We start from the raw sequence: 11952 nt of genomic DNA, 5'->3' as shown, positions 1-11952 counted from the left end.
CCGAATCGTAAACTGTCTCTCGTTGAATCGCGACAGAAAAGATTTTGGGAGCAAGTGATGGGCAAAGTTACCGCTGCCGTCATGGCCTCAACGCTGGCACTCAGTACATTTAGCCATGCAGCTGAAGTCGTCACAGGCGATCACTGGCACCTGGGTGAAGGCTCATCGCAACGCAGCGTTCAGAGCCACATGTTTGACGGTATCAGTTTAACCGAACATCAACGTCAACAGATGCGAGATTTAATGCAGCAGGCAAGACACGAACAGCCTCCTGTTAATGTTAGCGAAATGGAGACAATGCATCGCCTTGTCACCGCAGAGAAATTTGATGAAAGCGCAGTGCGCGCTCAGGCAGAAAGAATGGCGCAAGAACAGGTTGCCCGCCAGGTTGAAATAGCCAGGATCCGCAACCAGATGTATCGCCTGTTAACGCCAGAGCAGCAAGCGGTTTTAAATGAGAAACATGAACAACGAATGGAGCAACTGCGCGATGTAGCGCACTGGAAAAAAAGCTCATCGTTGAATTTATTGAGTAGTAGCAACTCACGTTCCCAGTAGTAACCCTGTTTTCCTTGCCATAGACACCATCCCTGTCTTCCCCCACATGATGTGGGGGTTTTTTTTGCCCAAAATTTGTCCCTCGGTTATTGCCTGACTGTTTTACTTCATCCGTTATACTAGCGGCATATCCTGGCAGGAGTGTTTATGAATCAAACCTATGGGCGGCTAGTGAGCCGGGCGGCAATCGCGGCAACCGTGATGGCATCGCTGTTACTTTTGATCAAAATTTTTGCGTGGTGGTACACCGGATCGGTCAGTATTCTGGCTGCACTGGTGGATTCTCTGGTGGACATCGCGGCGTCGTTAACCAACCTGTTGGTGGTGCGCTATTCGCTGCAACCGGCCGATGATGAGCATACGTTCGGACACGGAAAAGCGGAATCGCTGGCGGCGTTGGCGCAAAGCATGTTTATTTCTGGTTCGGCGCTGTTTTTATTCCTGACCGGGATTCAGCATCTCATCCAACCCACGCCGATGAAAGATCCTGGCGTTGGGGTGGTTGTCACCATCATTGCGTTAGTGTGTACAATCATTCTGGTCTCGTTTCAGCGCTGGGTAGTGAAGCGCACGCAAAGTCAGGCCGTTCGGGCAGATATGCTTCATTATCAGTCTGATGTTATGATGAACGGTGCGATTCTCATTGCGCTCGGGCTGGCATGGTATGGCTGGCATCGTGCAGATGCCTTGTTTGCGCTCGGGATTGGCATCTATATTTTATATAGCGCATTACGCATGGGGTATGAGGCAGTGCAATCTTTGCTGGATCGCGCTTTACCCGATGAGGAACGTCAGGAAATTATTGATATCGTGACGTCATGGCCTGGAGTCAGCGGCGCTCACGATCTTCGCACGCGGCAGTCAGGGCCGACCCGCTTTATTCAGATTCATTTGGAAATGGAAGATAATCTGCCGCTCGTTCAGGCGCATTTAGTGGCTGAACAGGTTGAGCAGGCAATTTTACGGCGTTTCCCGGGATCGGATGTCATCATTCATCAGGATCCCTGTTCAGTCGTACCCAAGGAAGGCAAGATGTTTGAGCTTTCATAATTCGTTGTAAAAAAAGTGAACCGGGCCAGCATTTTGTGTATAAATTACCACCATTTGGCCTGACCTGAATCAATTCAGCAGGAAGTGATTGTTATACTATCTGCATATTCGTTGGATCGTTTCGATATGCGGAATCGACTTCCGGCAGCAGATTTCATTTTGCATTCCAAAGTTCAGAGGTAGTCATGATTAAGAAAATCGGTGTGTTGACAAGCGGCGGTGATGCGCCGGGCATGAACGCAGCAATCCGTGGTGTTGTACGTGCAGCGTTGACGGAAGGGCTGGAAGTCATGGGGATCCATGATGGCTACCTGGGTTTGTATGAAGACCGTATGGTCCAGCTTGACCGCTACAGCGTGTCCGACATGATCAACCGTGGCGGTACTTTCCTCGGTTCTGCTCGCTTCCCGGAATTCCGTGATGAAAACGTACGTGCGGTGGCGATCGAAAACCTGAAGAAGCGTGGCATCGACGCCCTGGTTGTTATCGGGGGTGACGGTTCTTACATGGGTGCAAAACGCCTGACCGAAATGGGCTTCCCATGCATCGGTCTGCCGGGCACTATCGATAACGATATCAAAGGTACCGACTACACCATCGGTTACTTCACCGCTCTGGGTACCGTTGTCGAAGCGATTGACCGCCTGCGTGATACCTCTTCTTCTCACCAGCGTATTTCTATCGTTGAAGTGATGGGCCGCTACTGTGGTGACCTGACCCTGGCAGCAGCGATTGCCGGTGGCTGTGAGTTCGTGGTGGTTCCGGAAGTGGAATTCAGCCGTGACGATTTGGTTACTGAAATCAAAGCGGGCATCGCGAAAGGTAAAAAACACGCAATCGTAGCGATCACTGAACACATGTGTGACGTTGACGAACTGGCACATTACATTGAGAAAGAAACGGGTCGTGAAACGCGTGCAACCGTACTGGGTCACATTCAGCGTGGTGGTTCCCCGGTTCCTTACGACCGTATCCTGGCATCCCGTATGGGCGCCTATGCCATTGAACTTCTGCTGGAAGGTCACGGCGGTCGCTGCGTAGGTATTCAGAACGAGCAGCTGGTTCACCACGACATCATCGACGCTATCGAAAACATGAAGCGTCCGTTCAAAGGTGACTGGCTGGACTGCGCGAAAAAACTGTACTAATTGCAATTGCCGGATGGCGGCTTGCGCCTTATCCGGCCTACATGATGCAAATCGTAGGCCTGATAAGCGTAGCGCCATCAGGCAAAAACTCGACTCCATATATTCCCCCAAGTTATAGCAAATCTTTTTTTATTCTTTAATGTTTGGATGCCTTTCTGGCACGCTTTGCTCATCACAACACTACCTAAGAGAGCTGGGCGATGAACAAATGGGGCGTAGGGTTAACATTATTGCTGGCATCGACCAGCGTTCTGGCAAAGGATATTCAGTTACTTAACGTATCGTACGATCCAACGCGTGAATTGTACGAGCAGTACAATAAGGCCTTCAGTGCGTACTGGAAGCAGGAAACGGGCGACAACGTTGTGATCCGCCAGTCGCACGGCGGTTCGGGTAAACAGGCGACTTCCGTCATCAACGGCATTGAAGCCGATGTTGTGACGCTGGCACTTGCTTACGACGTGGATGCCATTGCTGAACGTGGCCGTATCGATAAAAACTGGATTAAACGCCTACCGGATAATTCTGCGCCTTACACCTCCACCATCGTGTTCCTGGTCCGCAAAGGCAATCCCAAACAAATTCATGACTGGAACGATTTAATCAAACCGGGCGTGTCGGTCATTACGCCAAACCCGAAAAGCTCCGGCGGAGCTCGCTGGAACTATCTGGCGGCATGGGGCTATGCCCTGCACCACAACAACAACGATCAGGCCAAGGCACAAGACTTTGTGAAGGTCCTGTATAAAAACGTTGAGGTACTCGATTCTGGCGCACGTGGCTCAACCAATACCTTCGTTGAACGTGGTATCGGTGATGTGCTGATTGCCTGGGAAAACGAAGCGCTGTTGGCAACGAACGAGCTGGGCAAAGATAAATTCGAGATAGTGACCCCGAGTGAATCTATTCTCGCGGAGCCGACCGTATCCGTGGTTGATAAAGTGGTGGAAAAGAAAGATACCAAAGCGGTGGCGGAAGCTTACCTGAAGTATCTCTACTCGCCGGAAGGTCAGGAGATAGCAGCGAAAAACTTCTACCGTCCACGTGATGCAGAAGTCGCGAAGAAATACGAAAACGCATTTCCGAAGCTGAAGCTGTTCACTATCGACGAAGAGTTTGGCGGCTGGACGAAAGCGCAGAAAGAGCACTTCTCTAACGGCGGTACGTTCGACCAAATCAGTAAACGATAAATAAGTCTGTGATTTACCGACCCGGTGGCCTAACGCGACCGGGTTTTTTATTTGTCATGGTTTTGCGTTACTCTTGCCCTTCAATGGGATACAGGAAACGCGTAATGAAAAAAGCAGGCTATCTTTTACTGGCGGTGATTGTGGTCGCCGCCGCTGCAGGTATCGGGTACTGGAAATTCACCGGCAACCCGGACGCATTACGCCAGATCGTTCTTCAGCAATGCCTGCCGCACCAGTTGCAGCAGCAGGACCCCGCCCCATGCGCTGAAGTAAAGCCGGATGCCGGATATGTGGTGTTCAAAGACCGTAACGGCCCACTGCAATATCTGTTGATGCCTACCTGGCGGATCAACGGTACGGAAAGTCCGCTGCTGTTGAAATCAGGCACGCCGAACTTTTTCTGGCTGGCCTGGCAGGCGCGTAGCTTTATGAGCCAAAAATACGGCCAGGAAATCCCTGACAAAGCAGTCTCTCTGACCATTAATTCACGTAGCGGGCGTACGCAAAATCACCTGCATATTCATATCTCCTGCCTGCGAACCGATGTCAGAAAGCAGCTGGATGACAACCTGGCGAAAATCAGCACCCGCTGGCTACCATTACCGGGTGGGCTGCGCGGTCATGAATATCTGGCGCGTCGCGTCACGGAAAATGAACTGGCACAACGCAGCCCGTTTATGATGCTGGCGGAAGAGGTGCCGGATGCGCGTGAGCATATGGGCAGCTATGCGTTGGCGATGGTGCGCCAGAACGACGAATCCTTTGTCCTGCTGGCTACTCAGCGCAATCTGCTGGCTCTGAATCTCGCCTCCGCTGAGGAAATTCAGGATCATCAATGTGATATTCTGCGTTAACCCCACCTAATCTGGCGTTTACTCCGCATGCCTGTCCCCGTATTCTTGTTGAAAAAAACAACAGGAGACAGGCATGTCGCTCTGGCTTACACACCCTCTGTTTATCCCCTCTCTGGTGGTTGGTATCACCATTCTGCTCTGGGCTACGTCGCTGCTGCCGGAGTTTATAACGGCGCTGCTGTTCTTTGCCGTGGCGATGGTCGCCAAAATCGCGCCACCGGATGTGATTTTTGGCGGCTTTGCGTCCTCCGCATTCTGGCTGGTGTTTAGCGGTTTTGTACTGGGTATTGCGATTCGTAAAACGGGGCTGGCGGACAGGGCGGCGAGGGCGCTGTCATCGAGGTTGACTGATTCCTGGCCGTTAATGGTGGCGAGCGTAGTGCTGCTGAGTTACGCGCTGGCATTTGTGATGCCATCCAACATGGGCCGCATTGCGCTGCTGATGCCGATTGTCGCGGCGATGGCGAAACGGGCTGGAATTAACGACGGCACGCGCGCCTGGTATGGTCTGGCACTGGCCGTCGGGTTTGGGACGTTCCAGCTTTCTGCGACGATTTTACCCGCTAACGTACCGAATCTGGTGATGAGCGGCGCGGCGGAAGGCTCTTACGGCATCCACCTCAATTATCTTCCCTATTTGCTGCTGCATACGCCGGTTCTGGGTTGGCTTAAAGGCGCGGTGCTCATTGTGCTTATCTGCTGGTTGTTCCCTGGCAAGCCGCATGCGCCGCGCGATCTCACGCCGCCGGAGCCGATGAGCCGGGATGAAAAACGTCTGGCCTGGATGTTAGCGGTGGTGCTGTTCTTGTGGGTAAGCGAAAGCTGGCACGGCATTGGCCCCGCGTGGACCGGGCTGGCGGCGGCAGTTATCACATTGCTACCACGGGTTGGCTTTATCAATGGCGACGAGTTTTCAACTGGGGTCAACATTCGTACCTGTATTTATGTGGCGGGTATTCTGGGGCTGGCGATCACCGTCACGCAGACCGGTATTGGTAGCGCTGTTGGCGAAGCGCTGTTACAGGTGATGCCGCTGGATGCGGAAAAGCCGTTTACCAGTTTCCTCGCGCTGACCGGTATTACCACAGCGCTTAATTTTATTATGACGGCGAACGGTGTTCCGGCGCTGTATACCACGTTGGCGCAAAGTTTTGCCGATGCGACGGGATTCCCGCTGCTGTCGGTGATTATGATCCAGGTGCTGGGTTATTCCACGCCACTGTTGCCGTACCAGGCTTCACCGATCGTAGTGGCGATGGCGCTCGGGAAAGTACCTGCAAGGGCGGGGATGCTGCTGTGTATCGCACTGGCGGCGGCAACGTATTTGATTCTTCTGCCGCTGGATTACGCCTGGTTTACGGTGTTAGGAAAACTGTAGCTGTATCAAAATGTTAATTTTATGTTTTGTGAGTGAGTGAATTGTATTATGCGCGGCAATATCGGTTAATGCCTGAGCGCAGATTTGCGCACTGGAAACTCAAGGATTGATTCATGGACAGTTTGACCCCTATCCGCTGTTGGCCTGCCATCATCTCGCTCGTGATTACGCTGACCATCTGGTTTGTTATCCCGTGTCCTCCTGACGTAACCCCGCAAGCGTGGCACCTGCTGGCACTGTTTATTGGTACGATCGCTGCGATTATCGGTAAAGCTATGCCCATTGGCGCAATTGCGATTGTGGCGATTATGCTGGTGGCGATGACTGGCGTTACTAACCCCGGCAAACCCTCCGCGGCGTTGAACGATGCGTTGAGTGGCTTTTCGAACCAGTTAATCTGGCTGATTGGTTTATCCATTATGCTGTCGCAAAGTCTGTTAAAGACTGGCCTGGGAGCGCGTATTGGCTACGGGTTTATTGCGCTATTTGGTAAAAGAACGCTGGGTATTGCGTGGGCATTAACCCTTGCGGAAACGCTAATTGCACCCGTAACGCCAAGCAATACCGCGCGTGGAGGCGGCATTATCCACCCGGTAATGCGGGCGATTGCGGAAAGCCTCGGCTCGCAGCCAGGCCATGCCGAGAATGGCTCAACGGGCCGTTATCTCGCGCTGGTGAACTACAACATTAACCCGATCAGCTCGGCAATGTTCATCACCGCGACCGCACCTAACCCGTTAATCGTCAGCTTTTTGACGAAGGGGACGGATGGCGTGCTGAACATGACCTGGGGAATGTGGGCTATTGCGGCGCTTCTTCCCGCTCTGGTATCACTGGTTGTCATGCCGATTGTAATCTGGTGGCTCTATCCGCCAGCTATCACGCGCACGCCAAATGCGCCGCAGTTCGCGCGGCAAAAACTGGATGCGCTGGGTCCACTATCACTGGCAGAAAAAATCACCCTGGCAGTGTTCATTTTGCTGCTCTGCCTGTGGGCGGGTGTTCCAGCGATGCTGATGGGCAGTGCCTGGAGCGTAAACCCCACTAGCGCCGCGTTAATTGGTTTGTCGATTCTATTGATGGCGGGCGTATTGAGCTGGGATGACATTCTTAAATGCCGCGGGGCATGGGATACGATAGTCTGGTTTGCCGCGCTGGTGATGATGGCGGATTTTCTCAGCAAACTGGGGTTGGTGGGATGGCTGGCAACCAGCGTTGGTAGCGCAATCGACCATCTTGGCGTGCACTGGAGTGTTGCAACGCTGCTGTTGATTCTGCTTTACGTCTACTCGCACTACTTTTTCGCCAGCACTACTGCGCATATTACGGCTATGTTCGCTGCGTTCTTCGCCGCAGGATTAGGCCTCGGCGCGCCGCCAGCATTGCTTGGTTTAATGCTCGGTTTCTCCTCCTCCCTGATGATGTCGCTCACGCACTATGGCACGGGTACTGCGCCGATCATCTTTGGTTCGGGCTATGTCACGCTGGCGGAGTGGTGGAAAACGGGCCTGGTGATGAGTGTGGTCAACCTGACCATTTGGGGGGTGACCGGCGCCTTCTGGTGGCACTGGTTGGGATACTGGTAGTTAATACAGCGGGAGGAGTGCTCCTCCCGCCTTAACAACTTAAGCCTGTTTAGCGGCTTCTGCTGCTTTAACGATGACGGCGAAGGCGTCTGCTTTCAGAGAAGCACCACCAACCAGCGCGCCGTCGATGTCCGGCTGAGCAAACAGTTCTGCCGCGTTAGCTGCGTTTACAGAACCGCCGTATTGGATGATTACTTGCTCAGCGATTTTCGCGTCAGCTTTAGCAATGTGGTCACGAATAAATTTGTGAACAGCCTGAGCCTGAGCAGGAGTTGCAGATTTACCGGTACCGATAGCCCATACTGGTTCGTAAGCGATAACGACGCCTTCGAATGCTGCCGCGCCCTGAGTTTTCAGAACCGCGTCGATCTGACGTGCACAAACTTCTTCAGTTTTGCCCGCTTCGTTTTCTGCTTCGGTTTCACCGATGCACAGAACTGGAGTCAGACCCTGCTCTTTCAGCACGGCGAATTTTTTAGCGATCAGCTCGTCAGATTCTTTGTGGTAAGTACGACGCTCAGAGTGACCGATAATGATGTACTGTGCGCCGATGTCTTTCAGCATTTCAGCACTTGTTTCACCAGTGAATGCGCCAGACAGGTTCAGGTCAACGTTCTGCGCGCCCAGAATGATGTGGCTACCGGCAGCGGCGTGTTTCGCCAGGTCGATATACATTTCCGGCGGAGCAATCGCTACTGCACAGCCAGCAACGCCAGCCAGTTCTTTACGCAGATTAGCAACCAGTTCGTTTACCATGTGGCGGCTGCCGTTCAGTTTCCAGTTACCCATCACTAAAGGATGTCGCATTTCATTTCTCCACGCTTGTCAGCGAATTAAGGAATATGGCCGCCCCTCAGGGCAGCATGGTCTGTGAAACAGTATAGAGATTCATCCCCCGAAAGGCTTTGCTTTTTGTCATTTCCCCGTCATTCTCCACGTTGCAGGTGCGTTGGCTGTACTCTCTCACCCCAGTCACTTACTGATGTAAGCTCCTGGGGATTCGTTGCGTCGCCGCCTTCCTGAAACGTGAATAATTTAGGGGGAATTCGACCCTTCGAGGTTTTCAGATAGAGCCAGCTTAATCGGTTCAACAGCGAAGGTCAGCCCCTTTTCACCGTTATCTGCTACGACATAGCGAATTGCGCCTTCTGTTTCGGCGTAATAGTGCTTACCTTTGCCTGCGGCGAGCAGTTTTTGTAGCTTTTTCTGGCTCTGTTCCTTCGTCAGTAGCGGTGCGACGGTGCGGATGACGGCGGTCATGTATTCCAGCGCTTTCGCTTTAGCTGCCTTTTGCTCTGGTCCCTGAATTGGTAACCAGGTTATCTGCATGCTTTTGATTTTCAGGGTACCGCGCTCAAGGGCGGAAGACGCATACAGGTTTTCATTGATTTTGCTGGCCGCGCGGGTGAGATTTGCCCGATCGCGACTGCTGTCGATGGCGCGGAACTCATTCAGGATAAGCTTCGGATTCTGTGTATTAAAGTTTTCGCGAAACTGGCTAATCGACAGGTCAAAGGTCGGCGCGCCCGCCAGTAAATAGGGGGCTGTGGTTGCCGTCGATGGCTCTTCCGCCAATGCCGCAGTGCTGGCGGTTAAGGCTGAAAACAATAATAAAAACAGTGTAAATCCGTGCTTCATCAATCGTACCTTTCATTCTCACTGCTCACGATTAAAACGGTAACCGTCGAGCTTGTCAAAAGGGTAAACTGTTCTGGAAGGTAATAATAAAGGAACTTACATGACCATACAGCAGTGGTTATTCTCATTTAAAGGGCGCATCGGGCGCCGTGATTTCTGGATTTGGATTGGCCTATGGATCGTCGGCATGCTGGTTTTGTTTTCGCTGGCGAGCAAACAATTACTCGATATTCAGACCGCGGCTTTTTGTCTGGTGTGTCTGCTATGGCCAACGGCGGCAGTGACGGTAAAACGTCTGCATGACCGTGGGCGTTCTGGAGCGTGGGCGCTGTTGATGATTCTGGCGTGGATGCTGCTGGCCGGAAATTGGGCGATGTTACCCGGCGTCTGGCAATGGGCGGTAGGCCGCTTTGTTCCAACGTTGATTCTGGTCGGCATGCTTATCGATCTGGGGGCGTTCATTGGCACCCAGGACGCAAATAAATATGGTAAGGATACGCAGGACGTAAAGTACAGAGCTGACTCGTAGGCCGGATAAGTGTAAGCGCCATCCGGCAAAATGCCCGGGAGTTAACCGGGCATTGAAACGTTCTTACCAGTAGTGCTCTGCGGTCATATGGCCTGGTCGGCGGCGCAGGTGTTTGGTCATCTGCCGGGTGTCCTTCAGCAACTGCTGCGTGTCGCGTACCATCTGCGGGTTTCCGCACAGCATCACATGACAGGTTTCTTTATCCATTGGCAGCCCGACCGCTTTTTCCAGTTCACCGCTTTCAATTAGCGCCGGTACACGCCCGGTCAGCGAATCTGCCACGGTTTCACGGCTGACTACCGTCTGGATGCGTAATTTACCTTCGTAGCGCTTTTCCAGCGCCTGCATCAACGGCAGATAGCTCAAATCGGCGGCATAGCGCGCGGCGTGGACCAGCACCAGATTTTTGAAGCGATCCAGGTCGTTGCCTAATTGTAGAATCGACAAGTATGGGCCGATAGCCGTGCCGGTTGCCAGCATCCACAGCGTGTCGCAATCGGGGACTTCATCCAGCACGAAGAAACCAGCAGCTTCACTCACCACCTGGACTTCATCGCCAGGCTTCAGTGCTGCCAGACGAGGGCTGAGTTTGCCGTCGGGAACCGTCACCAGATAAAACTCTAAATCGGGGTTATCAGGGGCATTGACGTAAGAATAGGCGCGCTGGACGCGCTCGCCCTCGATCTCAAGGCCAAGCTTGGTGAATTGACCTGCAGTGAAAGGAAGAACCGGAGCTCGCACGGTCAAACTAAACAGGGCATCGGTCCAGTTCTGTACCTTCGTGACTTTGCCTGTTACCCAATCTGCCATGGTTCTCTCCTGTCTGCTTTGATTGCCTTATCTTCGTTCGTTGGACGAAAGATTTCCAGCCCATATGGGCTGGAAGGCTCTATTGATCAAATCAATTACAGGATGTGCGCCTGCACATCGGGATCTTTGCGATCGAGGTAGTGAATCGACTGAATGCGGCGGATCGTACGTGATTTACCGCGGATCAGCAGCGTTTCGGTGGTTGCGATATTGCCTTTGCGGCTAATCCCTTCCAGCAAATCGCCTTTGGTGATGCCGGTGGCAGAGAAAATGACGTTGTCGCTACGCGCCATTTCATCGAGGCGCAGCGCTTTGCCCGCTTCAATGCCCATGGCGGCGCAACGAGCCAGTTCCTGTTCGCCAATGCGACGGTTTTCTTCGCTGTCGCCTTTGACGTCATGACGTGCCAGCAAACGGCCCTGCATGTCACCGTCCAGCGCGCGGATAACGGCGGCCGAAACGACGCCTTCCGGTGCGCCGCCAATGCCGTACAGCACGTCAACTTCACTGTCTGGCATGCATGTCAGAATGGAGGCAGCAACGTCACCGTCTGGAATAGCAAAGACGCGCACGCCCAATTTTTGCATTTCGGCGATCGTTTCATCATGGCGTGGCTTGGCCAGAATGGTGACGGTCAGTTCACTCAGCGGCTTATTGAGTGCAGCGGCAACGTTCTGCAGGTTGGCTTCCAGCGACAGGTTCAGGTCGATAGACCCTTTTGCGCCTGGGCCGACAATCAGCTTTTCCATGTACATGTCTGGCGCGTTCAGGAAGCAGCCTTTATCGCCAACAGCCAGTACGGCCAGCGCGTTTGCCTGACCCATTGCCGTCATGCGTGTGCCTTCGATAGGATCGACGGCGATGTCGACCGCATCACCAAGACCGGTCCCGACTTTCTCACCGATAAACAGCATCGGTGCTTCATCGATCTCACCCTCGCCAATCACGATGGTGCCGTCGATATTGACCTGGTTGAGCATAATACGCATGGCGTTTACCGCCGCGCCGTCAGCGGTATTTTTGTCGCCGCGGCCCAGCCATTTATAGCCAGCCAGCGCGGCCGCTTCGGTCACGCGTGAAAATTCAATGGCAAGTTCTCGTCTCATTGCAAACTCGTAGCTGAAAGGAATGGCGCGAAGTGTAGCACAGGGGAGGGGGCGAGATTATTGATGTGTGTGCGGGGTTGCCCCCGCACGAAGATATTGCCGGAT

The 11952-nt window shown here is 53.2% G+C and carries 12 protein-coding genes; 8 read left to right on the top strand and 4 right to left on the bottom strand.

What is annotated here, in order from left to right:
• The first annotated feature begins 57 nt into the window (after positions 1-57).
• From cpxP to JQN59_RS23015, 7 genes are all read left to right on the top strand, one after another.
• A complete protein-coding gene (cpxP, locus tag JQN59_RS23045; protein ID WP_008787022.1) occupies positions 58-558 on the top strand; it encodes a cell-envelope stress modulator CpxP in 501 nt (166 codons plus the stop codon).
• A 147-nt stretch (positions 559-705) separates the two neighbouring features.
• Positions 706-1608 carry a CDF family cation-efflux transporter FieF gene (gene fieF / locus JQN59_RS23040; RefSeq protein ID WP_003825216.1) on the top strand — a complete coding sequence of 301 codons (903 nt, stop codon included), beginning with the start codon at positions 706-708 and terminating at the stop codon, positions 1606-1608.
• A gap of 185 nt (positions 1609-1793) precedes the next feature.
• Positions 1794-2756 carry a 6-phosphofructokinase gene (gene pfkA, locus JQN59_RS23035; RefSeq protein WP_003825214.1) on the top strand — a complete coding sequence of 321 codons (963 nt, stop codon included), beginning with the start codon at positions 1794-1796 and terminating at the stop codon, positions 2754-2756.
• Between the two features lie 200 nt (positions 2757-2956).
• Complete coding sequence (sbp, locus tag JQN59_RS23030) at positions 2957-3946, top strand: sulfate/thiosulfate ABC transporter substrate-binding protein Sbp (protein ID WP_149607383.1); 990 nt, start codon at positions 2957-2959, stop codon at positions 3944-3946.
• Between the two features lie 104 nt (positions 3947-4050).
• Complete coding sequence (locus JQN59_RS23025; protein ID WP_204528151.1) at positions 4051-4800, top strand: CDP-diacylglycerol diphosphatase; 750 nt, start codon at positions 4051-4053, stop codon at positions 4798-4800.
• 73 nt (positions 4801-4873) lie between these two features.
• Positions 4874-6178, top strand: coding sequence for an SLC13 family permease (locus JQN59_RS23020; protein WP_008787026.1), 1305 nt, complete (start codon positions 4874-4876; stop codon positions 6176-6178).
• A 113-nt stretch (positions 6179-6291) separates the two neighbouring features.
• The gene (locus JQN59_RS23015; RefSeq protein ID WP_003825206.1) at positions 6292-7764 is read left to right on the top strand and encodes a DASS family sodium-coupled anion symporter; all 1473 of its coding nucleotides are present in this window, start codon (positions 6292-6294) and stop codon (positions 7762-7764) included.
• 39 nt (positions 7765-7803) lie between these two features.
• Here JQN59_RS23015 and tpiA read toward each other — a convergent pair whose 3' ends face one another.
• Both tpiA and JQN59_RS23005 read right to left on the bottom strand, forming a co-directional pair.
• On the bottom strand, positions 7804-8571 hold the full coding sequence (gene tpiA / locus JQN59_RS23010) for a triose-phosphate isomerase (RefSeq protein WP_003028783.1): 768 nt from the start codon (positions 8569-8571) through the stop codon (positions 7804-7806).
• Between the two features lie 228 nt (positions 8572-8799).
• On the bottom strand, positions 8800-9402 hold the full coding sequence (locus JQN59_RS23005) for a YiiQ family protein (RefSeq protein WP_103015326.1): 603 nt from the start codon (positions 9400-9402) through the stop codon (positions 8800-8802).
• A 100-nt stretch (positions 9403-9502) separates the two neighbouring features.
• Between JQN59_RS23005 and JQN59_RS23000 the strand changes: the two genes are divergently transcribed.
• Positions 9503-9931: a DUF805 domain-containing protein gene (locus JQN59_RS23000; RefSeq protein ID WP_008787028.1), complete on the top strand. Its 429-nt coding sequence runs from the start codon at positions 9503-9505 to the stop codon at positions 9929-9931.
• A gap of 63 nt (positions 9932-9994) precedes the next feature.
• On the opposite strand, the gene fpr is transcribed toward JQN59_RS23000, so the two are convergent.
• Positions 9995-10741, bottom strand: coding sequence for a ferredoxin--NADP(+) reductase (fpr, locus tag JQN59_RS22995; RefSeq protein WP_048227737.1), 747 nt, complete (start codon positions 10739-10741; stop codon positions 9995-9997).
• Between the two features lie 95 nt (positions 10742-10836).
• Positions 10837-11847, bottom strand: coding sequence for a class II fructose-bisphosphatase (gene glpX, locus JQN59_RS22990; RefSeq protein ID WP_008787030.1), 1011 nt, complete (start codon positions 11845-11847; stop codon positions 10837-10839).
• Between the last annotated feature and the right edge of the window lie 105 nt (positions 11848-11952).

It is taken from the genome of Citrobacter sp. B72 (genome assembly GCF_016894305.1).
Classification (GTDB): domain Bacteria; phylum Pseudomonadota; class Gammaproteobacteria; order Enterobacterales; family Enterobacteriaceae; genus Citrobacter; species Citrobacter portucalensis.
Note: the sequence above shows the minus strand (reverse complement) of the source record. Positions and strands in the feature narration are given on the sequence as shown.